This window comes from Nocardia otitidiscaviarum NBRC 14405 (assembly GCF_000308635.1).
Classification (GTDB): domain Bacteria; phylum Actinomycetota; class Actinomycetes; order Mycobacteriales; family Mycobacteriaceae; genus Nocardia; species Nocardia otitidiscaviarum.
The window spans coordinates 52,357-77,868 of the sequence record NZ_BAGD01000054.1; the positions used below are offsets into that span (position 1 = coordinate 52,357).

Below are 25,512 nucleotides of genomic sequence, written 5' to 3' on the forward strand. Positions count from 1 at the left end.
GCCGACGGCGAAAGTCGGCTAGCTGTGCCCGGATCGCAAATCCGCCGTCAAGCCACCGCAATACTCCGGCCCGGACCGCTCCTCCGGTGCGGGCCGCCTACCACCACTCCGTGATCGCCGCGATCTGCCGCCCCAGCTCCGGGGCGAGGGTGCGGACGTAGCTGGCGGTGAGATGGTGCTCGTCGCGGTAGATGAGCACATTGCCCTCGGCGACCCGGCAACGGTCCGTACGGCATACGGCGTCGCTGAGGTCCATCGGGAAGATGTTCGGATAGCTCGCCGCCGGTTCCTCGGCGGGGTCCCGCGCGGACAGCGCCGCGGCACGATCCATGCCGCAGCTGTCGGGTGTGGTGCCGCGCCGGGCCAGGCAGTCGACGGCCCGGTAGTAGACGTCGCCGTGGCGCAGGCGCGGGGTGTCGCGCAGCGCGAGCACCCGCAGGCCGCGCTCGGACAGCGCCGACCACACGTCCAGGAACTCCGGCGGCACCTCGTCCCCGGCGCCCTCCACGCGGCTGCGCGTGGAGATGGTGAACACCCAGTCCGGACGCTCCTCGGCGAGCCGGTCGAGCACCTCCTCCGACCACTCCCGGCACTCCGGGAACGGGGCCTCCGCGTAGGAGGGGTGGTCGGAGAGCGTGAGCGGGCAGCGCTCCTTCAGATAGGTGACGATCCGGAATCCGTAATCGCGGGAGAGGATTTGGAGTGCGGGAATCCAGTGCTCGGAATGCGAACCGCCGACCACCGCGATAACCCGACCGGCGGTGGTGTCACCGTAGACGCACGAGCGCACCTCCCGGTCGGGGGTGATGCAGCCGTCGCGGGTGGGCGGCGGCGAATCGGCATTGCCCCGCAGGACCGATGGCCGCATGGGATGCGGCGGCGGGTCGATGCCCCGAACCAGGGCGTCCGCGCCCGGGTACCTGGTGGGGAATTCGAACGGCTTCGGCGGCTGCGGAGGATTCGCGGCCGACACCACCTGCCAGCCCAGCGCGCCGGCCAGCACGCTGATGCCCAAGGCCGCGACCACGGTGCCGGTGCCGCGGCGAATCCACCGGGCCCCGGAAGAATCCGGAGCCGTCGGGGCGGGGCGGCGCAGCGGTGTCTCGATCACCCGCGTCGTCACCCACGCCAGCACCAGCGATGCCGCGATCACCGCCAGCCCGTCGGCGAATCCCGCGTGTTTGCGGCCGGATTCGGTCAGGTAGAAGATCAGAATGGGCCAGTGCCACAGGTAGAGCGGATACGCGACGGCGCCGAGTTCGGTGCACAACCGGCTCGCCAGCATCCGGTTCGCCCACGGACGTTCGGCCGCCGGGACGTGCAGTCCGGACAGGATCAGCAGGACGGCGGCGGCGACCGGGAACAACGCTGCCGGACCGGGGAATTCGGTGGCACCGTCGAACAGCAGGCCGCACGACAGCACCATGCTCAGGCCCACCACGCCCGCCAGCCAGCGGATCCGGTGCGGAATCGTCAGCCACGGCGCGACCACGGCCAGCGCTGCGCCCGCCAGCAGTTCCCAGGCGCGGGCGGCGCTGTCGTAGTAGATCCACGCCTGCTGCTGCGGTGCGTCGGCGGCGTAGCAGAACGAGGCCGCCGCGCCGAGCAGCAGCACCAGCAGCAGGGTGGGGCGGCGCCGGTCCGGGCGGGGCCGCACCGCCGCCCAGAGCGCGACGACGGCCAGGATCGCCAGGTAGAACTGCCCCTGTACGGCCATGGACCACAGGTGCTGTAGCGGGCTGATCGAGGGATCCGCGGCGGCGTAGTCCAGCTCCGCGACGGCCAGATACCAGTTCTGGAAGTAGAAGCCCGAGGCCAGCAGTTGTGCGGAGATGTCGTTCCAGCGGGTGTACGGCATCGCGACGACCGTGGCGACGGCGACGGCGGTCAGCACCACCAGCAGGGCGGGCAGCAGGCGGCGGGCGGTGCGCCGCAGGGTCGCGCCGATGCCGGGGCCGCCCGTGGTGTCGGTGCGGCGCAACAGCATTCCGGTGAAGAAGAAGCCGGACAGCACCAGGAAGATGTCCACACCGCCGGATACCCGCCCCATCCAGACGTGGAAGGCCACCACCAGCGCGATCGCGATACCGCGCAGTCCGTCGAGATCGTCGCGGTAGCTCGGGCGGGAGGCGATGCCGGGCAGCGGATTCCGGGCCGCCGGTGCGACGGGCGCGACCGGTCCCGGGGTGCGCGTGTACACGAGAACTCCCCACTACGAAGCGGCCCCGACCAGAGCGACAAGCCGGGGGTTGCCGACCTGATCCCGGCGCACCGCCCCTTAAGATGCCCGACTCATCGCACCGCTGGCAAACGCGCGGTGCCGGCGCCCGTTTCATCGGTTCTCGACTTGCGCAACCGGTTTTCGTGGTGCATGTTTACCGCTTGGCGTGTCGCACGGACGCGCGGCGCCGGCGACGATGCCGCTCGCGGCCGTCCACTCCGGCCGGCCGCTGGGGGAGCAAGGGGCACAGGTCAACCCGCGTCGATGAGCCGGACGTGCGGTGCGTGGTGCCGGGGCGCCGCGATGAGCCGGTCCTCATCGAGCCGCCAGCCGGGGATCGCCCGGCTGGCGGCGACCACATCTGCCGAGAACCGACATCAGACGCAGGTCGAAACCGAGACGCGCCTCGTAGGTCATCGGTGCTCCTCTGCTCCTGCCGCCGCCCGGTGGTGCCGACCGGAATCGGTCGATTCGAGTGCGCGCAGGGCGGATTCGATACCGCCGATGCGGTCGCCGAGCAGTCCCAGCGCGCCGATGGCGCGGACCAGTGGATCGTCCTCGGCGCCACCGAGGGCCTGTTCGCGCAGATAGGCGGACTTGACCTCGGTCCAACGGCGGGCCTGATCCGGGGTCAGGGTGCCGCGCAGTTCGGCCAGTTTGAGCAGGTTGGCTTCGGTCGCGGCGGCGAGGGTTTGGGCCTCACCGAGATAGTGGTCGTCGATGAGGGCCTCGAGTTCGCTGTCGTTCATGACCGGGACCACGCGTTCGGCGAGGGCGTTCATATTGCGGTAGGAGCCCTGGAGCTGGAACGGCGGTTCGGTGCGGGCGGCGTCCGCGGTGGCGGCCGAGGCGATGTAGGCGCGATTGACGGCCAGCACCACCTCCTGCACACGCAGCAGTTTGCCCAGCACCGCGGTGATCTCGGCCAGTTCCGCCGCCGGGTACGGGTGAGCGAGGCCGTCGGCGGTGGCGGTGCGGTCGCCGCGCGCCAGCCGGACCAGGATCTCCAGATCACCGCGATCACGCGAGGACAGCGGAGCGAGAACGGAATTCGAGGTGAGCGCGTTCTCCAGGTAGCTGAGCGCGAACTGCTCGTCGCGGCCGGAGAGCACATCGCCGAGATTCCACACGTCGGCGCGGTTGGCGAGCATGTCCGGAATCCGGAAACGCTTGCCCTGCTCGGTGTACGGGTTACCGGCCATGCACACCGCGAACCGCTTGCCGCGCAGATCGTAGGTGCGGGTGCGGCCCTCCCACACGCCCTCCATGCGGCGCTGGCCGTCGCACAGCGAGATGAATTTCTGCAGCAGTTCCGGCGAGGTGTGCTGGATGTCGTCGAGGTACAGCAGCACATTGTTGCCGAGTTCCAGGGCGAAGTTGATCTTCTCGAGCTCCTGGCGGGCGGTGGCGTGCGGCGCCTGCTCGGGGTCGATCGAGGTCACCTCGTGGCCGAGCGCGGGACCGTTCACCTTCACCAGCACCAGGCCCAACCGGGCGGCCACGTACTCCATGAGGGTGGTCTTGCCGTAGCCCGGCGGTGAGATCAGCAGCAGCAGACCCGAGCGGTCGACGCGATCGGCGTCCCCGGCCACGCCGAGCTGCTTGGCCAGGTTGTCGCCGATCAGCGGCAGATACACCTCGTCGATCAGGCGGTTGCGCACGAACCCGCTCAGTGCGCGCGGACGGTACTCCGCCAGCCGCAGCCGCTCGCGCTCGGCGGCGACCAGTTCGGTGCGGCGCCGCAGGTAGGCCCGGAAGCCCGGCACCCGCTCGCGATGGAACCGGCCGCAGCGGGCCAGCAGCTCGTCGAGCCGGAAACTCAACTCCCGACCCGTGATCCGCGGGTGGGTGCCGAGCAGGCCGCCGACGGTGGCGGTGAGCGCGGCGGCGGAATCGTAGCGGGGCAGCGCGCTGCCGCACAGCTCGATCGCCACCGCCTCGGGGAGGTCGGCCGCTGGCTCGGGATCGTCGGCCTGGTCCAGGTAGGCGGTGAGCCAGGCTCTTACCAGCCGATAGCGCGTGGCGTCCGCGAGTTCGCGCAGATCGGACTCGAAGTCGGCACGTCCGGTGGCGGAGGCCGCGTCGAGGGCCCGGTGGAAGCGGTCCAGAAGCAGCCGGGCGCCGGCGGAGGTCACGAACCCGGGGGTGGCCGTTGCCAATTCCTCGAACAGGTACTCCCCGGCGAGTTGTGCGTCCACCGGGTCGAGCCCGATGTGGCTGCCGAATTCAACTATCCCGGAGGCCAATTCGGCGCACACCTCGTCCACGTCGGTGGTGCGGCCGAAGACGGCGCGGGCACGGGCCAGCGATCCGGCCCGGGTACGCCAGTACGCGGCCTGCTCCGGGGACAGGGCGAAGCGCCACCACAGCTGGGCCGCCGCGCGTTCGGCGGGCGGGTACCGCAGCAGCCCGGCTCCGGCCGACAGGCGCAGGGCCGCATCGAGAATCGCTGCGGCGTCGTGGTCGTGCACGCCGCGCTCGTAGCCCTCGTCGTAGCGTTCGGCGGCGATCTTGCCGACCAGTTCGGCGAGTTCACCGGCGGCGGCCGCCGCGTGCAGGACGTCGAGGCCGCCGTCGTGTTCGGCGGCGGCGAGGATCGACACGGCCAGGTACTCGCCCCGATACACCTCGGCGGTCTCCGACGCCAGCAGTTGCGACCAGTACGGCCGCGTCGCCTCGAAGCCGCTGTCACGCACCGGAGCCCGATAGTCGGTGCCGGTGATGGCGTACCAGAGCGCATCCTCGTGCGGCACCATGGTCAGCTCCACCGGCCGGGTGTCGACGGCGAAGCGGTGGCGGCCCAGGCGCAGCGTCTCCCCGCCGTCGGCGTAGAGATCGGTGCGGTCGCGCAGCGCGCGCCCGGCCTCCTGCCGCGCCGCGCGCAGCCTGCCCTCGAACTCCTCGGCCCGCACCTGATCGCCGAGGGCGCGCAGGTCGGCCACGGCTGTGCGCAGCCGCGCCACCATGGGATCGGAGGCGAAGTAGGTGTTCACCTCGTCCAGGGAGCCCAGGGCGGCGGCGCGGCGGCCCACCCCGGACAGAATGCGCTGTGCCGAGTCCGCGAGACGTTCGCCGCGCCGGGCCCGCTCGTCCAGCAGCGCCTGCTTGCGCGCCGCGAACGCCTCGTACACGTCCTCGCGCTTGGCGCCCAGCTGCTCGGCGAAATCGTCGAATTCGCCGAAGCGGGACTCCAGATTCTCAATGGCCAGCAGCAGTTTCGCCAGCTGGTCGTCGCATGCCTCGGGGGAGTCGCAGACCGCGAGCCCCCCGCTCACCGACTGCCCGAGCAGCGCGTATTCGGCGGCGAAGGCGGCCCGGCCCTCCACGGCGGCCAGTTCCGCGCGCCGGGTGTCCAGGGTGGCCCGCACCCGGTTGACCCCGGCCATTACCTCGCCGATGCGCGTGAGAATGGTGGTGCGCACGGTGGCGTCGGTGATGTCGAGCGAGCCGACCACATCGGTGACGATGCGCAGGGCGTCGGTCTGCTCGCTCAACCGCTCCCGCAGCGGTTCGGCCGCAGCGGCGGAGGCGATGGCCTCGGCCTGTGCCAGCAGATCGTCGAGCTCGGTGCGGTAGCCCGCGAAAGCGTCCGCGCCGGACAAGAATTCGACGGCCCGGTGCCCGGTGTCGGTGAGCGTGGCGGCGAGCTCACCGTCCAGTGCATCGATGCGCTCGGTGTCGGCGTAGCGCAGCTCGCGCACCGTCACCAGATGCCCCTGCGCGCGCCGCAGCTCCGCCAGCATCCGCACCCAGTCGTCGGCGGTGCGGTGCGCGGCGGCGCGGGCCCGGCGCATGAGCGCGGCGGCCTCGTCGGCCGCGCCGTCCACGGCGGCGGTCGCCTGCGCGGTGAGCGCGGTGACCTTGTCGAATTCGTCCAGCACCTGTTCGGCGGTGGCGCGCACCTCGGCCAGCGCCGCGGCCGGCTCGTCCAGCTCCGGATCGCCCAGCCAGTGGTACAGGTCGACGGTGCGGGTGCACGCCGCGATCACGGCCTCGAAAACCGCCGCGGCGGGCCGCATCTCGTCCACCATGCGGCGCACCGCGAGACATTCCGAGATACCGCGCACCAGTTCGGCATTGCCGACCCGGTGCAGAGGGCCGGTACCCACCGGCTGCGCGGCCGCGTACACGTCGGAGACGAACGGGGTGCGCCACACCTGGAGCGGATGCACCCGCGTCGGCTCCTCCGACATGGCCCGCAGCACCACCATGGTGCCGTCCTCGAACATCGAATAGCCGTGGCAGACAGTGGGGTTGGCGACCTCGGTGCGCACCAGGTTGTAGGGCAGCAGCAGGGTGCGGCCCGCCGCGCGGGCGTGGAAGACGTACAGCACGTCCTCGCCGTTGCCCGCCCGGACGGTGCGCTCGTACTCCAGCTCCGCGGTATCGGTGTCGAACCGCTTGTGCACGCCGGTGGCGAGATAGTAGCCGCCGGGGAAGATGATGCCCTGATCCTCGGGCAGCCGACGGCACGACTGCCCGATCCCGTCCAGCCGCACCACGTCCTTGGTGCGGGTATTGAAAACCAGGTGCCGCCAGTCGGTTTCGTTGTACGGCCGAATGCGCAGCAGGATCAGCGGCCCCAGCCGCGCGTAGTGCACGTCGGCATCGGCCAGGCTCTGCAGCGGCTCGTCGACGGGCTCGCTGTAGATGCCCGCCCCGGTCTCGGTATTGTCCTCGACCTTGATGGTGAGGGTGCCGCCGAGCGTCTCCACGAACACCTCGCCGAGAATCGACAGGTGCGGATGCCGCCCGTGCACCTGGTCGTCGCGGGTGGTCTCGATCCATTCGAAATCGTGCGACGGCGGGAAGACATGGTCGCGCTCCCCACGATTGTCCAGGTAGCGCAGCGATCCGTCGGTATCCAGCTGCCAGCGCAGCACCCGGATGTCGTCGGTGCGCTGGCCGGTCTGGAACACCGCCAGCAGGCGGCCCTCCACGCGGCGCAGTTGCAGCAGCCGGGTCTGGCTGTAGTAGCGGTACAGCTCGGCGAAATCGCGGAGGAACCGCGGGTCGTCGAAAAGCCCGGTGGCGTCGGCGGATTCGAATCCGAACGGCGCGGCCCCCGGCGCTGCGTTGTTCGGCCCTGCGCCGTCCGGCGTGGCGCCTTCTGCCCGGAAGCGGTGCACCGCGAAGACGTCGGCGACCGTCGTCTCCGGCCGCATGCCGACGAACACGTTGTAGCCGAACACCATGCGCCCGTCCGGCAGCGCCACCACATCGCGCGGCACGCAGTTGTTGCCGGTGCGGATGCGCTCGGTGCCCAGCAGCGTCAGCTCGGAGCCGCCGAAGGCCGCGATCCGGCGCTCATTGAGCAGCTCCGCACGCCGCGCCACCTCGGCGGCGTGCTCGCGCAGCCGCGCGTGCAGGATCTCGTAGGTGCCCGTCTCGATGTCGACCGAACCCCGGTCGCCGGATTCCCCTCCGATCCGGCGACCGGTGTCCAGTGGTGCCGCCCCGCTCACTTGGCCTGCGGGACGTCGTCGGAGCCGTGCCCGTTGACCCCGGCCAGCCGGCCGATGAGCGCGGTCGCGGCGGACTTGCCGACCTCGGAGTTGCCGATCAGCTGATCGAGGCCCTTACCGAGGCCGATGGAGCCCACCAGGCGGTCCAGGAAGATCGAGTCGCCACCGACGATGTCGATATTGGCCTGCTCCAGGCCGGTGGCGAGCACCGTGGCCTGTGCCTGCGCGACCTCGCGATGCGCGGTGACCTTGGCCAGCTCGATGTCCTTCTCCATCTCCAGCCGCAGCCGGTATTCCTCGTGCTCGCGGGTGACATCGTCGAGCGCCGCCATGGCCGCGGCCTTCTCCTGCAGACCCTCGGCCTCGCCCTTGAGCTTTTCGCGCAGCGCCTCGGCCTCCACCAGTGCCTTCTCCCGCAGTGCGACCGCCTCGGCACGGCCCACCTTCTCGATGGCGTCGGCCTCGCGCTCCTTGACCTGCGCCTGGCCCAGCCCGTAGGCGGCCGCCTCGGCCTGCTGCGCCTCGGCGAGGCGGATCTTGGCGCGCGCCTGCAGTTCCGACGCCTGCTGCTCGGCCTCGGCCAGCGTCAGCGACTCCTTGGCCTTGAACTTGGCCGCGGCCTCCGCGGCCTCGGCCGCCTTGATATCCTTGACCAGGTGCTCCTGCGCCTCGGCCTCGGCGCGGATGACGATGGCCTGGCGGTCGCGTTCGGCGGCCTCCACCGCGCGCAGTCGGTTGATCTGCTCCTGCTGCTCGGCCACGGTCTTGTCCACCGCGATGCGCTCGCGCACCACCTCGGCGACGGTGCGCTTCTCCGTCTCCACCTCGCGGTCGGCGGCGATCCGGGCGAGGGATACCTCGCGGTCGCGGGCGGTGACCTCGAGCAGCCGGTCCTTCTCGATGCGCTCGGCCTCCACGGCGATCACGCGTTCGCGGTTCTTCTCCGCGACGGCGATCTCGCGGCCCATGTTCTCCTGCTGGATGCCCAGGGCCTCCTCGGTGCGCAGATGCGCGGTCTGCGAGCGCAGTCGCTCCTCGGCCTGGACGCGGGCGATCTCGGCCTCCTCGCGGGCGCGCATGGTCTCCACCTCGCGCTGCTGGCGGATCTCGGCATCGGCCTGCTGACGCTCCAGTTCCAGCACCGCCTCGCGCGCCTGCACGTTCTGGCGGGTGATCTCCTTCTCCTCGTTGCGCCGGAATTCGTTGGTGCGCACGTGCTCCACCGCGGTGAGTTCGGTGATCTTGCGAATGCCCTGCGCGTCCAGGATGTTCTGGGCGTCGAGCTGGGCGAGCGGGGTCTGCTCCAGGTAGTCGATGGCGGCGTCCTCGAGGCTGTAGCCGTTGAGGTCGGTGCCGATCACCGCGATGATGCGGTCGCGGAACTCGTCGCGCTTGGTGTAGAGGTCGACGAAGTCGAGGTGCTTGCCCACCGTCTTGAGCGCCTCGGAGAACTTGGCGGCGAACAGCTCCTGCAGCGTGGACTGATCGCTGGCGCGGGCGGTGCCGATGGCCTGCGCGACCTTGACCACATCCTCGACGGTCTTGTTGACCCGCACGAAGAAGGTGATGCGGATATCGGCGCGGATATTGTCGCGGCAGATCAACCCGTCGCGGCCGACCCGGTCGATCTCGATGGTCTTCACCGAGATGTCCATGTACTCGGCCTTGTGCAGCACCGGCAGCACCACCGCGCCGGTGAAGGTGACATCCACCCGGCGCATCTTCGAGATGATCAGGGCGCGGCCCTGTTCCACCTTCTTGAACAGGCTGCTCACGATGAACAGCGCGGCTATGCCGATCACGAGTGCGAGAGCCAGCAGAACTCCCAGACCAATGGCGATGGTAGACATCAGATCCCCTCCAATGGGGCCACCCAGAAGGTCTCGGTGGCCGAGTCGTAGTCGTAGACGATTGCGGAAACACCGTGTGCGAGTGGTGTTTCGGCGGCATGTTGGGCACTTTGGCGAACCTGGATGATCGCCGACGAGCCGTCGGGCGAAATCAGTTCCGCCTGACCGAAATCCGGTCCGACGCGGCCGGTGCGGATGACGCACACCCGGCCGACGAGGTCATTCCTGCTGGGCTCCGCCGCGGGCGCGAACAGGCGGCGCAGCGGTACGACGATGGCCCGGGTGCCCAGCACGGACACCGGAACGGCCACCACGAGTACGGCGACTCCGGCGCAGAAGGCGAGGAAGCCGGTGAGATTCAACTCCCGGGTCAGGGTCGCCCCGGCCAGGCACAGGAACCAGGCCAGCGCGATGAGGATGGATACGATGATCGATACCGGCACACCGCTCAGACCCCACCGGTCACCGATGGCGGAACCGCCGGTGTCGGAGTCGGTGTCGAACAGATCCGGATCGGCCCCACCGGCCAGCACGGTGAGCCAGTACGCGACGACGACGATCAGCGCGAAGCTGAAGACAACGGTGGGAAAAGTCAGTGTCGCCGTGAAGAATTCACGCATGCCCGGCGGATGCCGGGCGGAATGGGGCGCGCGTCGACGAAAGATGTTGCATGAGAAGCTCCTTGATCGTTCCACCGTGATCCACGTACGTGCATCACGTGCCGACCAGGCTTCCCGGCTCCCCTTGTGGGTGTAAGAATGCCGTAAAGATCTCCCCGGGGCAAGTCGAATAGCCCCGGGGCGGTCGACCGGTGTTCAGCAACCATATGGCAAACGCGTTCCATGTGCATGTTGAGGGTGGTATCGGGCCGGTGGCAGGCGGGATTTCCCACCACGAAGAAGACATTCCGGACGGTGGCCGTTAGGGTGTTAATAACGCGTCAACGAACGCGGGGTGTGCCGGGAAGTCTGGTCGGCGGTCAGGGGCAACGTGCCCTCACGTCGACGCCCCCGGAGGTTGTTCATGGCTGCCGCCCCGCGCGAGCGCAGGGTGTTTCTCGGGTTACCGTCCTGGTCCGAGCGATCAGCGCTGGCGACGGCATTGCGCACGGAGACCGTCGGCGGCTTGCTGTTGCTGGCGGCCGCCGTGCTCGCGCTGGCCTGGGCGAATTCCCCGTGGGCCGAGTGGTATACGCGGATCAGTGACTTCCACTTCGGAATCGGCGCGCTCGGGCTGGATCTCTCGGTCGCCCACTGGACCGCGGACGGGCTGCTGACGATCTTCTTCCTGGTCGCCGGAATCGAATTGAAACGTGAGCTCGTCATCGGCGAGCTCCGGACTCCGGCAACCGCATCGCTACCGGTGGTCGCGGCCTTGTGCGGCATGGTTCTGCCCGCCGCGGTGTATCTGATCGTCACCGGGAGCAGTGGCGGTGACACTGCGGGCTGGGCGGTACCCATGGCCACCGACATCGCCTTCGCGCTCGCCGTTCTCGCCGTCCTGAACACCCACCTGCCCGCCGCACTGCGCGCTTTCCTGCTGACGCTGGCCGTCGTGGACGATCTCGGCGCCATCGCCGTCATCGCGGTCGGCTTCGCCGACGACCTGAAACTGCTCGCCCTCGGCGGAGCCGTCGTCGGCCTCACGGTATTCGCTGTGCTGCAACATTTCCGGGTACGGGGCTGGTGGTGGTACGTGCCGCTCGGCATCACCATCTGGGCGCTGACCTATGTGGGCGGGGTGCACGCCACGGTAGCCGGGGTGTGCATGGGGCTGCTGTTGCACGCTACCCCGGACAAGGACGAGTCGGAGACGCCCGCCGCCCACGCCGCCCACCTGCTGCGCCCCATCTCGGCCGGTATCGCGGCCCCCCTGTTCGCGCTCTTCGCCGCCGGGGTGACGCTGTCGACCTCCGCACTGGGCGAGGTGTTCACCCGACCCGAGTCGCTCGGCGTGGTGCTCGGCTTGGTCCTCGGCAAGATCGTCGGCATCTTCGGCGGCACCTGGTTGGCGGTGAAATTCACTCGCGCGCAACTGAACCCGGAACTGCAATGGGCCGATGTCTTCGCCCTCTCGGCCCTGGCCGGAATCGGGTTCACCGTCAGCCTGCTCATCGGCGAACTGTCCTTCCCCGCCGATTCCGACCATATCAAGGCGGCGGTCCTGGTCGGCTCCCTCATCGCGGCGGGCGTGGCCGCCGTCCTGGTCAAACGCCGCAACGGCATCTACCGCCGCCTGTACGAGGCCGAGAACATCGACGAGGACGCCGACGGCATTCCCGACATCTACCAGCGCAACCAGCGGGAGTGAAATGGTTCCCGCTGTCGCGGGCGCGTCGGCCGTCGACGGGTACGGCCCGCTCGAGGCTGCCGGAGGTCGCCCTCGTGGCAGCTCGAGCGGGCCGTGGTCGACCGCGCGCGGAGCCGGCTAGGCCGAGGTCTTGGTCAGCTTGTCCCGGGACTTCGGATCGTAGGTCTCCCAGAAGGTGGCACCGGGGATGCCCAGGGCCAGCGGATCGAAGGTCGGGTCCAGTCCGGCCTTCTTCTGGCGTTCGAAATCACGCAGCGCCTTGTAGGCCGGTTGCTGCAGGATCAGGATGCCGATGATGTTGAGCCAGGCCATCAGGCCGACGCCGATATCGCCGAGGGTCCACGCGTCGGTGGCGGTGGCGACCGCGCCGATGGTGACCGAGACCAGGATCAGCGCCTGCAGCAGCAGGGTCACGTTCGAGCCGATGGTGCCGCGGATCAGCGGAACCGGGATCGGTGCGTACTTGCCCAGCAGGAAGCGGAGGTTGGTCTCCGCCATGTAGTAGTAGGCGATGATCGTGGTCAGGCAGAAGAAGGCCAGCGAGATGGCGACGAAGCTGGCACCGACACCGCTCCACAGGGTGTCCACCGCGGTCTGGGCGAAGGCCGGGCCGACCACCGTGTCCGACGGCAGCGCGCCGCCGTCGGCCAGTACCGTGCCGTCGGCGCTCTCACCCTCGAACACCCGGTACGCACCGGTCGACATCAGCAGGAAGCCGGTCGCGGTGCAGATGAACAGGGTGTCGATGTAGACCGCGAACGCCTGGACGAGGCCCTGCTTGGCCGGGTGCGAGACCTCCGCCGCCGCGGCGGCGTGCGGTCCGGTGCCCTGTCCGGCCTCATTGGAGTAGACGCCGCGCTTGACGCCCCACATGACCGCCGCGCCGAGAATCGCTCCGAAGGCCGCGTCCGCGCCGAACGCGCTGGCGAAGATGGTGCTGATGACGTTCGGGATCTCCGCGGCGTTGAACGCCACGATGATCAGTGCGACCAGGATGTAGGCGATGGCCATGAACGGCACCACGACCGCGGCGAAGGCGGCGATGCGCTTGACGCCGCCGATGATCACGAAGGCCAGCAGGATGACCGCGCCCACGGCCACCACCCAGGTCGGCACGTCCCACGCCTGGTTCATGGCCGAGGCCATGGAGTTGGACTGCACGCTCGGCAGCAGCAGACCGCACGCGAGCACGGTCACCGCGGCGAAGGCGAAGCCGTAGATCTTGAAGGCCGGCGCGGCGCGGGTGTGCGCCATCGCCTTGCTGATGTAGTAGGCCGGGCCGCCGCGGTACTCACCGGTCAGTTGGTCGCGGGTCTTGTAGATCTGGCCCAGGGTGCACTCCACGAAGGACGTGGACGCGCCGAGGAAGGCCACCGTCCACATCCAGAACAGTGCACCGGGGCCGCCGAAGGCGATGGCGGTGGCGACGCCCGCGATATTGCCGGTGCCCACGCGACCCGACAGCGACATCGCCAGCGCCTGGAACGAGGAGACGCCCGACGGCGACTTCTCGCCCTTGAGCATCAGCCGGACCATCTCCGGCACCTGGCGAACCTGGACGAACCTGGATCGGATGGAGAAGTACACACCTGCCGCCAGACACAGGTAGACCAGCCCATTGCTCCAGACATATCCGTTGATGGTATTCAGAAAGTCAGCCAAAGCGCGTTCTCCCAGGCGAGGTGTCGATATGAAGCGCAATCCTCGCACAACGGGCATCAACCGGCTGTTAATTGGCCATCACGTCGATGTTAGAGTTGAGCGCAACCATTCGGCTACTCGGCGATCCGGATACCCCAGCCCGGCAGCGGCGGAGCCGCCTCGGGCAGCTGGTCGGCCGGTACTCGGCTGGGCGTCTCGGCCAGATAGGCCGGATTGATGTGCGGATTGTCGAGCGCCCAGGCCGTGCACGCCGCGGCGAGGGCGGCGGCCTCGGCGTCGCGGGGCGCGGTGGCCGTGACGTCGGTGATCGTCCAGCCCTCGAAGACGTCGTAGTTCGGCGCCCGCCGATGCCCGAATTCGGTGGTGCGGGCGTCCACCCCGGTTGCCCCGGCGGTATCGGCCGCGGGGGCCTCGGGATCGGCGGGGGCGGCGGTCGAGCGTACGGTCAGCCACACCGGGAGTCCGCGGGGCGGCTTCCCGGGCTGATCCTGCCGCCAGGTGTAGGTGGCTCCGGCATCGTAGGACTCGGCCACGTCCACGTCGTCCAGGCAGTACATGGCGGTGAAACCGCTGGCATCGGGCTGGATGCGCAGGATCCGTCCGAGAAAGGTGCCCGCCCAGCGCAGCTTCCAGTCCCCCTCGGCCGCACCCGGCGGGTACGCGCCGCCATCCGGAATGCGCAGCCATTTGCCGTTCGGAATGACCTCCGCGTAGCCGGGATACGCGAGTCGCGCCCCCACCGACAGCGCCACCTGTGTGCTCTCCGCGAAGGCGCGCACCACCGCCGCCTCCGGCGCGCCGAGGTCGATATCGCCCGCGGCGCTCCAGCGGAAGGTGTAGTCACCGGCCCAGGCCAGCGGGAATTCGTAATCCGCGGGCGTCACGGCGGTGGGGTGGGCGAGCGCGGCGCCCTGGTGCATCGGGGTCTCGTCGCGGGTCGAGCACGCCGTCAGTCCCAGTAGTGCCGCCAGTGCCGCCGCACAGCGCAGCGGGCGGGACGCCGCCGGGATCCGCGCGCGGGCGCGCGCCGGACCATCGGCGGTCGGCAACTCCGATGTTGCCCGGGGGAGAAAACGACGTATCGACATGCTGGGACGACGATAACGCAGCGGGCGGTCACCGCTGCGGGGGCTCCTCCGTCCGCGCGGCGGCGGCCTCGGCGAGCGGGCGCACCGCATCGGCCAGCTTCACGAACTCCATGGGCAGCGGGAAGATCAGCGTCGAACTGCGGTCCGCCGAGATATCGGCCATGGTGGACAGCACCCGCAGTTGCAGCGCGGCCGGGCGGCGCTCCATGACCTCGGCGGCCTTGCCCAGGGTCTCCGCGGCCTCCTGTTCACCCTTGGCGTGGATCACCTTCGCGCGGCGCTCACGTTCGGATTCGGCCTGCCGGGCCATGGCGCGGCGCATGCTCTCGGGCAACTCCACATCCTTGACCTCCACGTGGTCCACTTTGACGCCCCACGGGTTGGTGACCTCGTCGATGATCTTCTGCAGTTGCGAGTTCACCTGCTCGCGATTGATCAGCAGATCGTCCAGATCGGTCTGGCCGAGAATGCTGCGCAGGGTGGTCTGGGCGAATTGCGAGGTGGCCAGGACGTGGTCCTCCACGGCCACCACCGATCGCACCGGATCCACGACCCGGAAGTAGGTGACGGCATTGACGGTGACGGTCACATTGTCCTTGGTGATGACGTCCTGCGGCGGAATGTCCATGGTGACCGTGCGCAGCGACACCTTCACCATGCGGTCCACGATCGGGATGATGAAGAACAGGCCCGGTCCCTTGGCGCCGATCACCCGGCCGAGCCGGAAGATCACGCCGCGTTCGTATTCGTTCACGATGCGGATGGCGGCGGCCAGCATCATCAGCACGACCACCACGGCGGCTATCAGTCCGAGTATCACTTGACTCACTTCTTCTCCGGTGTGAGGGGTTCGACGACGAGGGTCAGCTCGTGCAGGTCGACCACCCGCACCCGCTGCCCGGCACGCAGCGGCGGTCCGTCGCTGCGCACGTTCCACCACGAGCCCTCCAGTCGGGCGCGTCCCCGCTCGCCCTCGGCCTCCTCGATGGTGGTCTCCTGTCCGATCAGGGTCTGGCTGCCGGAGACGGTGGGGGCGCGCCGGGCGCGCAGGGCCAGCCGTCCGGCCAGTGCCGCGCCCAGCCCGACGACCACGGCCGTCGGCCACAGCACGCGCGGGTCGACGTCGAACGGCTCGTCGAACAGCATCAACCCGGACACCGCGAGGGCGATGGCCCCACCGGCGGCGAAGACCCCGATGCCGGGGGTGAACAGTTCGGCCACGAACAGCGCCACGGCCAGGCCCAGCAGCAGCAGACCCGCGATATTCACCGGCAGCACGGCGAGCGAGACGAAGGCGAGCGCCAACATCACCGCACCCAGCACACCGCCCAGACCCGCTCCGGGACTTGCCAATTCGTACAGGATGGCGAGGCTGCCGAGGGAGAGCAGCAGGAAGGCCAGCGTCGGGTTGGCCAGGGTCTGCCGCAGCTGGGCGAAGGTGCCCATGCGGTAGTCGTCCACGGCGGCGTCGGCGGTGCGCAGGGTGGTTTCGGTGCCGTCGGCGAGTCGCACGGTGCGGCCGTCGATCTCGGTCAGCAGGGTGGCGCGGTCGGCGGCCACCAGGTCCACCGCGCCGATCTCCACCGCCTCGCGGTCGGTGACCGCGCGGCCCTCCCGGACGGTGTCCTCGGCGAATTCGGTATCGCGGCCCCGCTGTTCGGCGATCGACACCGCGTAGGCGGCGGCGTCCTCGACGACCTTGCCGCCGGCCTCCTCGCCACTGGCCGCGTCCACCGGAGTGGCCGCGCCGATGGTGGTGCCCGGCGCCATGGCGGCGATATGGGCGGCGGAGGTGATGATGGATCCGGCCGAGGCCGCCCGCGCCCCCGACGGCGCGACGTACACCACGACCGGGACCTGCGCGTCGAGGAATTCCCGCACGATCGCCCGCATGGCGGTATCCAGTCCGCCGGGGGTGTCCAGTTCGAGCAGGAAGGCGCGGCGCTGCTCCCGTTCGGCGCGCTGCACGCCCTCGCGCAGATGGTCGGCGACGACCGTCGTGATGGGGCCGTCCACCGAGGTCGCCAGCACACCGCTGTCCGCCTGCTGACCGTGCGCGGTGCCGCCGCCCAGCAGTGCGGAGACGAGAGCGACCGCGCCCGCCAGCAGTAGCAGCAGTGCGGGCGCGATCGCGCTCCGGTGCAGACCGGTATTCACTGTTCTTCGAGTGTCACGCGCGGGCGAACGCAAACCTCCGGATCCGCGATCCGCGCCGTTGGCTAGTTCATGTCCAGGTCACGCCGCCGGAAGGCCGTGCCGCCCGCCCCGATCAGCGCGAGGGCGAGGGCGGTGAGGACGACCAGCGGGGACCAGGTCATCGGTTCCAGCGGTAGCGCGGCGGTGTGTTCGAACGGCGACAGGTTCATCACCCATTGCGGCAGGTCCATGATGGATCCGAAGAAGGCGAGGATCATCGCGAAGCCGAACAGCGCCCAGGCCGCGCCGACCGCTCCCGGCACGACGCCGAACAGCAGCGCCGCCACCGCCAGCACCACCAGGACGGCGGGTAGGTAGACCAGATGCGCCGCGATGACCTTGCCCAGGTAGGAGCCGTCGCCGATGGAGATGGCCGCCGATACGCCCAGTGCCGCGCCGACCACCAGCAGCAGGGCGGCCGCCCCGGCCGCCAGCACCCCGATCCAGCCGCCGAACAGCGCCCAGCGGCTGGTGCCGGTGGCCAGCACGGGTTCGGCGTGGCCCTTGGTCTCCTCGCCGCGCAGCGACTGCACACCGAGAATGACGAAGATCGCCACCAGCAGGGCGTCGAAGACGGCCATGGTGCTGACGTAGCCGTCCAGCATGCGGCTCGGGTCACCGCCCATGACGTCGACGACATTGTCGGGCAGATCCTCGAACGCGTCGACCAGGGTGCTGGTGAGCGCGCCGTAGAGCAGCCCGCTCGCCGCCAGCGCCAGCGACCAGCCGATCAGGCTTGCCCGCTGGAGCCGGAAGGCAAGGGCGACAGGGGAATCGAGCCAGCCGGGGGCCTCACGGTTTCCGCGGCGCGGCGCGACCAGACCGGCGTTCAGATCGCGGCGGCTCGACAGTGCGTAGCCGATCGCCGCCGCCGCGACGGCACAGCCGACCGACAGCGCCAGCGGCCACCAGCGCGGATCCACGTAGGCGCGGGTCTGCTGCGACCAGGCCAGGGGGGAGAACCAGGACAGCGCGCTGCCGCCCTCCCGGATCGTATCCCCGGCCGCGCGCACCACATACGCCACGCCGAGTGCGGCACCGGCCACACCCGATGCGGCGCGGGAGTATTCGGTGATCTGCACGGTCACCGCGGTGATCCCGGCGAAGACGAGACCGGCGGCGCCGACGCTCGCGCCGAACAGCGGCGCACCGCTGGTATCGAGACCGGAGATGGCGAAGCTGCCCGCGATCAGCAGGGACAGCGCCACATTCGCGGCTACCGCCAGCAGCAGCGCTGCGGTGAGCGGGGCGTGGCGGCCGACGGCGTTGGCGCGGATCAGCTCGGCCCGGCCGGTCTGCTCCTCCACCCTGGTGTGCCGGGAGATGAGCAGGATGTTCATCAGCGCGGCCAGCAGCAGGAAGTACAGCCCGTAGATGGCGACGATCACGGATTCGACGGTGGGATCGGTCAATCCGTAGCCCGGACCGGCGATGAGCGCGCCCATGGTGCCCTCGGCGAATTGGCTGACCGCGCGCAGATCCTCCTGGGTCTTGTACACCTGCGGCAGCGCGGCCGCGTAGTACAAACCCATGAAGGTGATGCCGATGATCCAGGCGGGCAACTTGATTCGGTCGCGGCGCAGCATGAAGCGCAGCAGGGTGCCGGTTCCGGTGAAGGCGGTGCCGTGCCCGGCGGCGGGCCGGGTGGGCGCGGCGGTACCGGTGAGGGTGCTCATCGCGCGCTCACTCCCTGGCCGTTGCCGCTGGCGGCGAGCTCGTCGCCGTAGTGCCGCAGCATGAGTTCCTCGAGGGTGGGCGGATGGCTGGTCAGTGAGCGGATACCGGCGGCGCTGACCCGGGCGATGGCCGCGTCGAGCGCCGCGCCGTCGACATCGAAGCGCAGCCTGCCGTCCTCGGTGGTGACGTGGTGGACACCGGCCAGTTCCGCCAGTCCCGTGACCGGGCGCTCGGTCACGGCCTCGACCGAGGTGCGGGTGAGATGCCGCATCTCGGTGAGGGTTCCGGACTGCACGACCTGGCCCTGTCGGATGATGCTCACCCGATCGGCGAGCTTCTCCACCTGGGCCAGAATGTGACTCGACAGCAGGACGGTCGCACCGGCGCTCTTCACCTCGTGCACCACGTCCTGGAAGACGACCTCCATCAGCGGGTCGAGGCCCGCGGTGGGTTCGTCGAGCAGGAACAGTTCCACGTCGGCGGCCAGCGCGGCGATGAGCGCGACCTTCTGCCGGTTGCCCTTGGAGTAGGTGCGCCCCTTCTTGGTCGGGTCGAGATCGAAGCGTTCGATGAGTTCGTCGCGCAGCCGCTTGTCCAGTCCGCCGCGTAGGCGGCCGAACAGGTCGATGGCCTCGCCGCCGGTGAGGTTGGGCCACAGCTCCACGTCGCCGGGAACGTAGGCGAGTCGCCGGTGCAGGTCCACCGCGTCGTTCCAGGGGTCGCCGCCGAGCAGATTCACCTCGCCCCGGTCGGCTTGGAGTAGTCCGAGCAGGACCCGGATGGTGGTCGTCTTTCCCGCGCCGTTCGGGCCCAGGAAGCCGTGCACCTCGCCCCGGGCGACCTGCAGATCGAGGCCGTCGAGTGCCTGGGTGGGGCCGAAGGACTTGTGCAGTCCGGTGATGGCGATGGCGTTGTCCATGAAGGCAGCGTACATATCTTTCACAAATTTGTGAATGTTCTAAAAGCTATGATGTAGCTACTCATCGATAACGGCAATGGGAGGTTGAACGGGTGTCGACAGCGCCGGAGGATCAGCAGGAGAAAGCCGTCCTGCGGTTCGTGGAACAGTTCGCGCTGTTGCTCACCGAATCCGGCATGCCGCGCACCTCGGCGCGGGTGTTCGCCTTCGTCCTCGCCGATGACGCCGAGCGCTACACCGCCCAGGAACTGGCCCGGGGCCTACGGGTGAGCCCGGCCGCCGTCTCGGGAGCGGTCCGCCACCTGGTGCGGATCGGACTGCTCGGCCGTGAGCGCGAACCCGGCGCCCGGCACGACACCTACCGCGTCTACGACGACGACGTCTGGTACGCCATCACCATGCAGCGGCAGGAGGCCCTGGATCGCTCGGTGCGCTTCCTCAACGAAGGGGTCGAACTGCTCGACCACGCTCGTCCCGGCGGCCGCCGCGTGCGCGAAACACTCGAGTACTACCGGTTCATGCGCGCCGAACTGCCGCACACGATGCGACGATGGCAGCAGCGCCGCCAGGAGCTGTTCGGGGACGAGTCCGCGTCCGCCGATCCTGTCGGCTGATCCGAGAGGAGTGCTGGTGTCGGCGAATCCGGCCCCATCCGACCGTGGCGACGCCACGGCCCGCTTCGTCGAGAAGTTGGCGCTGGGGCTCACCGATATGGGCTGGCCCCGGATGCCCGCGCGGGTGTTCGCGGCGCTCATGGTGACCGAGGAGGGCCGGATGTCGGCCCGGGAACTCACCGAGGCGCTGTCGATCAGCCCTGCGGCGGTATCCGGCGCGGTGGCCTATCTCGACCAGGTCGGGCTGATCACCAAGGAACGCGTGCCCGGTGAACGCCGCGACTCGTACCGACTGCGCGACGATCTGTGGTACGCGAGCTTCCTCAAACGCGACCGCATGATGAAGATGTGGTCCGAAACCGCCGGTGAGGGCGTCGAACTCCTCGGCGCGGACACCCCGGTGGGACGCCGCCTCGCCGAGATGCGCGACTTCTTCGACTTCTTCGTCGCCGAACTCCCCGTACTCTTCGACCGCTGGCACGCCCGCCGCGCCGGGGAGTCCTGACGCCGACCGCTCACTCGCTCGCGGTGGGAACCAGTGCGAGCTGCCAGAATTCGGCGTAGCGGCCACCCAGCCGCAGCAATTCGTCGTGGGTGCCCTGCTCGACGATCCGACCGTTGTCCAGGAAGGCGATGTGGTCGGCCCGTCGCACGGTGCGCAGCCGGTGGGCGACCTGCACGACGGTGCGACCCGCGGTGAGGCGGTCGAGGGCGGCGTGCACGGCCGCCTCGTTGAGCGGGTCCAGCGCGGCGGTGATCTCGTCCAGCAGGATGACGGGGGAATCCTTCAGCAACGCTCGCGCAATCGAGACGCGTTGGCGCTCACCGCCGGACAGCAGTGTGCCGCCCTCGCCGACCGGAGTGTCCCAGCCCCGGGGCAGTCGGGCGACCACCTCGTCCAGGCGGGCGGCGGTGGCCGCCGCCCGGACCTGCTCGGGCGCGGCGTCGGGGCGGCCGAGGCGGACGTTCTCCTCGATGGTGCCGTCGAAGAGGTACACCTCCTGGAAGACGATGGCGATGCGCTCCATCAGTGTCTCCGTGGCGATGTCGCGCATGTCGACGCCGCCGAGGCGCACCGCGCCCGCGTCCACGTCGTGGAATCGGGCGAGCAGTTGGAGCAGGGTGCTCTTGCCCGCACCCGACGGTCCGACGATGGCGAGGCGGCTGCCCTCCGGCACCGACAGCGTCAGGCCGTCGATCACCGTGCGGCCCTGCTGGCCCGTGCTCGGCGTCGATGATCCCAGCGTGACGGCGTCGAGTTCGAGATCCGCGCGCACCGGCTCGATCGGCCGGCGCGGCTGCGGCAGCGGCGGAGTGCGCAGCACCGCGTCGAGGCGGGCCAGTTCCGCTCGGGTGGCACGCATCTTGCCGCCGATCTCCGCCAGCGACAGCAGCGGGTCGGCGCAGCGGGCGGCGAGGACCAGCACCACCAGCAGTTCGGCCGCGCCGATGGCTCCGCCCAGTGCCAGATACGCGCCCAGCGCCAGCAGGGCGGTGAACACCGCCTGCACCGTGACCGTCAGGCCGATGATGCCGGGCAGCGCCGACAGTGTGGAGCGGCGTGCGGTTCGCTCGAGTGCGGACAGCGCGTCGTCGAGCAGGTCGAAGCGAGCGGCGGTGCGGCCGCCGCTGCGCAGCACCGGCTGCGCCTGCAGGTATTCGATGACGCGCCCGGCGGCCTCGCTGCCGCGTTCGAGCCGTTGGGCGTCGGCGGCGGCGCTCGCGCGCCCCGCCCACCACTGAATCGCCACCACGACCGGCACCGCGAGCAGGGCGGCCAGGCCCAGCCGCCAGTCGACGACGAGGACCACGGCCAGGATCGTCAGCGGGGTCACGGATGCGGAGATGAACGGGGACAGCAGATGCGCCGCCGCGCCCATGGCACCCAGGATGCCCTCGCCGGCCAGCGTCGACACCTGCCCGACACGACCGGAGTCGAACCAGCCCAACGGCAGCCGGGCCAGATGATCGCCGAATCGGTGATAGACGCCGCGCAGCAACGCGATGCCGACGCGGAAGCCGGACAGGTCACTGCGATAGCGCAGCACGGCGTAGCCCGCGACCGCGCCCGCGAAGGCGATCAGCCAGGGACGGGCGTCGCCGGGATGATCCCCGAACAGGGCTCGCAGTACGGGCACCAGCAGCGCGTAGGACAGCCCTTCGGCCAGGGCGGCCGCGGTCATGAGGGCCACGGTGTGCCGCATGGGCGCGGCGTAGTCGGGACCCAGCAGTCGTAGCAGCATGCGAATCATGAGTGGTCGGCTCCCGGTGTGATATCGCCGTCGATGTGGGCGGATCGGTGTGCGTGCCAGAGGGCGGCGAAACGGCCACCGCGCGCCAATAGTTCTGCGGGTCGGCCGGATTCGACGATCTGCCCGTCCGCGAGCACGACGACGGTGTCGGCGTCGGCGATGGTCTCGAGCCGGTGTGCGATCACGAGTACCGTGCGGTCACCCGCCAGCGCGGCCAGGGCGTCTCGCACGGCGCGTTCGGTGCGTGGGTCGGCGAAGGCGGTCGCCTCGTCGAGCACCAGCACCGGGGCATCGGCGAGCAGTGCCCGGGCGATCGAGATCCGTTGCGCCTCACCGCCCGACAGTCGCACGTCCACGCCGACCACCGCGTCGTAGCCGCGCGGCAGTTCGAGAATCCGGTCGTGGATGTTCGCCAGTCGGGCGACGCGCGCTACCGCGTGGCGGTCGGCGTGCGGTACCGCCAGCGCGATGTTCTCCGCGATCGACGCGCGCAGCAGCCGCACATCCTGGAAGACGAACGAGATCGATGCGTGCAGATCACGGCTGTCGATATCGCGCAGATCGACTCCACCGAGCCGGATCCGGCCGTGGGTCGGGTCGAAGAAGCGCGGCAGCAGCTGTGCCAGCGTGGACTTTCCGCTGCCCGAAGGTCCCACGACGGCGGTGACCGTGCCGGGGTCGAGGGTCAGGTCGATACCGCGCAGCACCTCGTGGTCGTCGTCGTAGCCGAAGCGGACGCCGCGCAGTTCGACGCGGTGCCCCCGCGGCCGCTTCGGGTGGGCTGGTGTCGAAAGGGGCGGTACCGCAAGCACGTTCCGGATTCGGCCGAATGCGGCACGGGCCTCGACCAGATCGTCGAAGCCGTGGCCGAGGGCGGCGACGGGTGCGGTCAGTCCCAGTCCGAGCAGCAGGAAGGGCAGCAGATCGGCCGGGGTCAGCGAGCCGCCGGTGATCAGCGCGGCACCGCCGACGAGGGTCACCAGCAGGACGAACGGTGGCGACAGCGCCACCGACACGGCCGCGGCGGGGCCGGACAGGCCGAGCACCCAGCGACGGAAGACGTCGGCGAATTCCGCTGTGGCCGTGCGGAACGCGTGATGCGCCCGCTGGCCGCCGCCGAATGCCTTCACCACCGCGATGCCTTGGACGAACTCCACCGCCGCGGCGGCGATGCGGCCCATGGCCGCATCACGGTCCTGTTGTTCGCGCTGCCGGGTCGGGGTCAGCATGAGCGGAACCACGGCCACCGCCAGCGCCACCGGGATCAGGGTGATGAGTGTGAGCCGCCAGTCGACGGTGACCAGGTAGGCCAGCGCGACCAGTGGCACCACGAAGGCGTTGACGAGTTCGCCCGGGGCGTGCGCGAGCAACGGATGCACGGCGCTCACATCCGGTCCCACCGCGGTGGCCAGTTCGCCGGTGCGTCGCCGGGAGACCCAGCCGATCGGCACCGTTCCCAGGTGCGCGGCCAGCCGCCGTCGCAGCCACAGCTGGATGTGGCCGTCGAGCAGATGACCGATGCCCGCGGACGCGGCCGTGCACAGCAGGCGCACGAACAGGCCGACCGCACCGGCGATGACCGCGAATCGGACGTCCCCATGGTCGAGGGGATTGGGCGACAACAGCATTCGGCCGAGTTCGACGACCGCCAGCAGTGGGGCGAGACCGGCGATCGCGCCGATGATCTGCAGGGTGACGACGGCCGCGAAACCGGGTCCGTAGCGGCGTGCGAGGTGCGGCGCGGACAGGGCGTCGGCGGGCTCGGCGAGGTCGGTGGCAGGCATGGCTCCATCCATTTCTATACGCGTAAAATAAAGGTACCTCGAGCGCGCGCGCCGAGCCACCGCCCCGGCGGACCGCAGCGGGGAGTAGGGGAGGATGGTCGGATGTCCGGAGCTACAGCACCACGGGGCAGGGCGGGCCGACCGGCGCGGCTGTCCCGGGAATCGATCGTCGCCGCCGCCGACCGGGTACTGCGCGACGAGGGGCCGGAGGCGCTGTCCATGCGGCGGCTGGCCAAGGAACTCGACAGCACCGCGATGGCGCTGTATCACCACGTGCGCGACAAGGACGAACTGCTGCTACTGGTCCTGGAGTCGCACGCGCGGGAGATCCCGCGACTGGAGTTGCCCGATGATCCCCGGCAGCGGTTGCTCGCCGCGGCGCTGGTGCTGTACGAGCGTCTGGCCGAACGCCCGTGGATCGTGGAGGTGTTGGCGGCCGACCCGCTCGTCGTCCCCTCGGCCATGCCCATGGTGGAGGTCATGATGGCGGCGGCGGTGGCCTGCGGCCACACTCCCGAGCAGGCCGTCGACGTGTACCGCACCCTCTGGTACTACATCGTCGGCGATCTGGTCATGCGCGCGAACCGGGAACGCCGACAGGCCGCGCCGGAGCGTGCCGCCGCGCTGGACCGCGCGGACGCGCTGGCCGACCTGGACGTGACCGCACTGCCCACGGTCGCCGCGATCGCCGACCGCTGGGCCGAGCTGACCGTCCGGGATACACACCGCCAAGGCCTGGCCGCCATCGTGGACGGCCTGCTGCCGTCCGCGGTGCGTCCGGAATGATCGCGGAAAAGGCTGCCGGACAGTACCATTGATTGTCTTCCGGAATATGGCGATACCCACAGGGCCCTTCCATACAGACGACCGGTGATTCGGCTGCCCGCCGCCCGGTCGAGGCGAGAGGCTGGAAGCGTCATGGATAGGAAGCGTTCCCGGACAGGTCGTTGGTGGACAGGTCGTTGGTGGACAGGTCGGGTCGCGGCCGTGGTCGGCCTGGTGGCGGCCGGACTCGTCGTCGCCGCGCCCGCGCAGGCCGAACCGCTGTGGCCGGGCGGACCCGATATCCCGGGTGTCCCGGCGATCATCCCGCCGCCACCGCCCGCGCCGGTGGTCGCGCCGTGTGACGCCTCGGCGCGCATGTGCATGCGGCTGTCGACCAATGAGGCGTGGCTGATGGAGGACGGCCGGGTCACCTACGGGCCGACACCGATCTCGCACGGACGGCCCGGATACGAGACGCCGCCGGGGACCTTCCGGGTCGCGTTCAAACGGGAAGACCACTGGAGCACCCTGCACCACGTGCCGATGAAGTGGGCGGTCTTCTTCAACGGGGACATCGCCACCCATATCGGACCGATCGAGGAGCAGTCGCACGGGTGTATCCGGATGACGCCGGAGGGTGCGGAGACGACGTTCCATCATCTGTCACCGGGTGACGTGGTGCAGGTGGTCGTCTAGACCGGACTCACTC

The 25,512-nt window shown here is 69.9% G+C and carries 17 protein-coding genes; 5 read left to right on the forward strand and 12 right to left on the reverse strand.

Annotation, left to right across the window (positions count from 1 at the left end):
* Positions 1-97 precede the first annotated feature (97 nt).
* The 4 genes from ON31_RS10310 to ON31_RS10325 form a co-directional block, all read right to left on the reverse strand.
* Positions 98-2,200, reverse strand: a complete 2,103-nt coding sequence (locus ON31_RS10310) for an acyltransferase family protein (protein ID WP_255222043.1) — start codon at positions 2,198-2,200, stop codon at positions 98-100.
* A 434-nt stretch (positions 2,201-2,634) separates the two neighbouring features.
* A complete protein-coding gene (locus tag ON31_RS10315) occupies positions 2,635-7,686 on the reverse strand; it encodes a DNA repair ATPase (RefSeq protein ID WP_063821462.1) in 5,052 nt (1,683 codons plus the stop codon).
* Positions 7,683-9,536, reverse strand: a complete 1,854-nt coding sequence (locus ON31_RS10320) for a flotillin family protein (RefSeq protein ID WP_039812077.1) — start codon at positions 9,534-9,536, stop codon at positions 7,683-7,685. The genes ON31_RS10315 and ON31_RS10320 overlap by 4 nt, the downstream gene beginning before the upstream one ends.
* Positions 9,536-10,156: a hypothetical protein gene (locus ON31_RS10325; protein ID WP_039812080.1), complete on the reverse strand. Its 621-nt coding sequence runs from the start codon at positions 10,154-10,156 to the stop codon at positions 9,536-9,538. The genes ON31_RS10320 and ON31_RS10325 overlap by 1 nt, the downstream gene beginning before the upstream one ends.
* Positions 10,157-10,559: 403 nt before the next feature.
* On the opposite strand from ON31_RS10325, the gene nhaA reads away from it, so the two are divergent.
* Positions 10,560-11,846, forward strand: coding sequence for a Na+/H+ antiporter NhaA (gene nhaA, locus ON31_RS10330; RefSeq protein WP_039812083.1), 1,287 nt, complete (start codon positions 10,560-10,562; stop codon positions 11,844-11,846).
* Positions 11,847-11,963: 117 nt separating this feature from the next.
* On the opposite strand, the gene ON31_RS10335 is transcribed toward nhaA, so the two are convergent.
* From ON31_RS10335 to ON31_RS10360, 6 genes are all read right to left on the reverse strand, one after another.
* Entirely contained in the window at positions 11,964-13,508 is a 1,545-nt protein-coding gene (locus ON31_RS10335) for an alanine/glycine:cation symporter family protein (RefSeq protein WP_039812087.1), read from the reverse strand.
* A 113-nt stretch (positions 13,509-13,621) separates the two neighbouring features.
* A complete protein-coding gene (locus tag ON31_RS10340) occupies positions 13,622-14,596 on the reverse strand; it encodes a hypothetical protein (RefSeq protein WP_147287196.1) in 975 nt (324 codons plus the stop codon).
* A gap of 28 nt (positions 14,597-14,624) precedes the next feature.
* Complete coding sequence (locus tag ON31_RS10345) at positions 14,625-15,416, reverse strand: slipin family protein (RefSeq protein WP_255056014.1); 792 nt, start codon at positions 15,414-15,416, stop codon at positions 14,625-14,627.
* Positions 15,417-15,421: 5 nt separating this feature from the next.
* A complete protein-coding gene (locus tag ON31_RS10350) occupies positions 15,422-16,753 on the reverse strand; it encodes an NfeD family protein (protein ID WP_218007308.1) in 1,332 nt (443 codons plus the stop codon).
* Between the two features lie 62 nt (positions 16,754-16,815).
* The gene (locus ON31_RS10355) at positions 16,816-18,468 is read right to left on the reverse strand and encodes an ABC transporter permease (protein ID WP_039812095.1); all 1,653 of its coding nucleotides are present in this window, start codon (positions 18,466-18,468) and stop codon (positions 16,816-16,818) included.
* A complete protein-coding gene (locus tag ON31_RS10360; protein WP_039812328.1) occupies positions 18,465-19,388 on the reverse strand; it encodes an ABC transporter ATP-binding protein in 924 nt (307 codons plus the stop codon). The genes ON31_RS10355 and ON31_RS10360 overlap by 4 nt, the downstream gene beginning before the upstream one ends.
* Positions 19,389-19,480: 92 nt before the next feature.
* Between ON31_RS10360 and ON31_RS10365 the strand changes: the two genes are divergently transcribed.
* Both ON31_RS10365 and ON31_RS10370 read left to right on the forward strand, forming a co-directional pair.
* Positions 19,481-20,002 (forward strand): GbsR/MarR family transcriptional regulator, encoded by a 522-nt coding sequence (locus tag ON31_RS10365; RefSeq protein ID WP_039812097.1) that lies wholly within the window; start codon positions 19,481-19,483, stop codon positions 20,000-20,002.
* A 16-nt stretch (positions 20,003-20,018) separates the two neighbouring features.
* A complete protein-coding gene (locus ON31_RS10370; protein WP_039812330.1) occupies positions 20,019-20,507 on the forward strand; it encodes a GbsR/MarR family transcriptional regulator in 489 nt (162 codons plus the stop codon).
* 10 nt (positions 20,508-20,517) lie between these two features.
* On the opposite strand, the gene ON31_RS10375 is transcribed toward ON31_RS10370, so the two are convergent.
* Positions 20,518-22,254 (reverse strand): ABC transporter ATP-binding protein, encoded by a 1,737-nt coding sequence (locus ON31_RS10375; protein ID WP_039812100.1) that lies wholly within the window; start codon positions 22,252-22,254, stop codon positions 20,518-20,520.
* A complete protein-coding gene (locus tag ON31_RS10380; protein WP_039812332.1) occupies positions 22,251-24,038 on the reverse strand; it encodes an ABC transporter ATP-binding protein in 1,788 nt (595 codons plus the stop codon). The genes ON31_RS10375 and ON31_RS10380 overlap by 4 nt, the downstream gene beginning before the upstream one ends.
* Before the next feature lie 102 nt (positions 24,039-24,140).
* Here ON31_RS10380 and ON31_RS10385 point away from each other — a divergent pair, with 102 nt between their 5' ends.
* Complete coding sequence (locus ON31_RS10385) at positions 24,141-24,824, forward strand: TetR/AcrR family transcriptional regulator (protein ID WP_039812102.1); 684 nt, start codon at positions 24,141-24,143, stop codon at positions 24,822-24,824.
* Between the two features lie 201 nt (positions 24,825-25,025).
* Positions 25,026-25,499 carry a L,D-transpeptidase gene (locus ON31_RS10390; RefSeq protein ID WP_029929530.1) on the forward strand — a complete coding sequence of 158 codons (474 nt, stop codon included), beginning with the start codon at positions 25,026-25,028 and terminating at the stop codon, positions 25,497-25,499.
* Positions 25,500-25,512 lie beyond the last annotated feature (13 nt).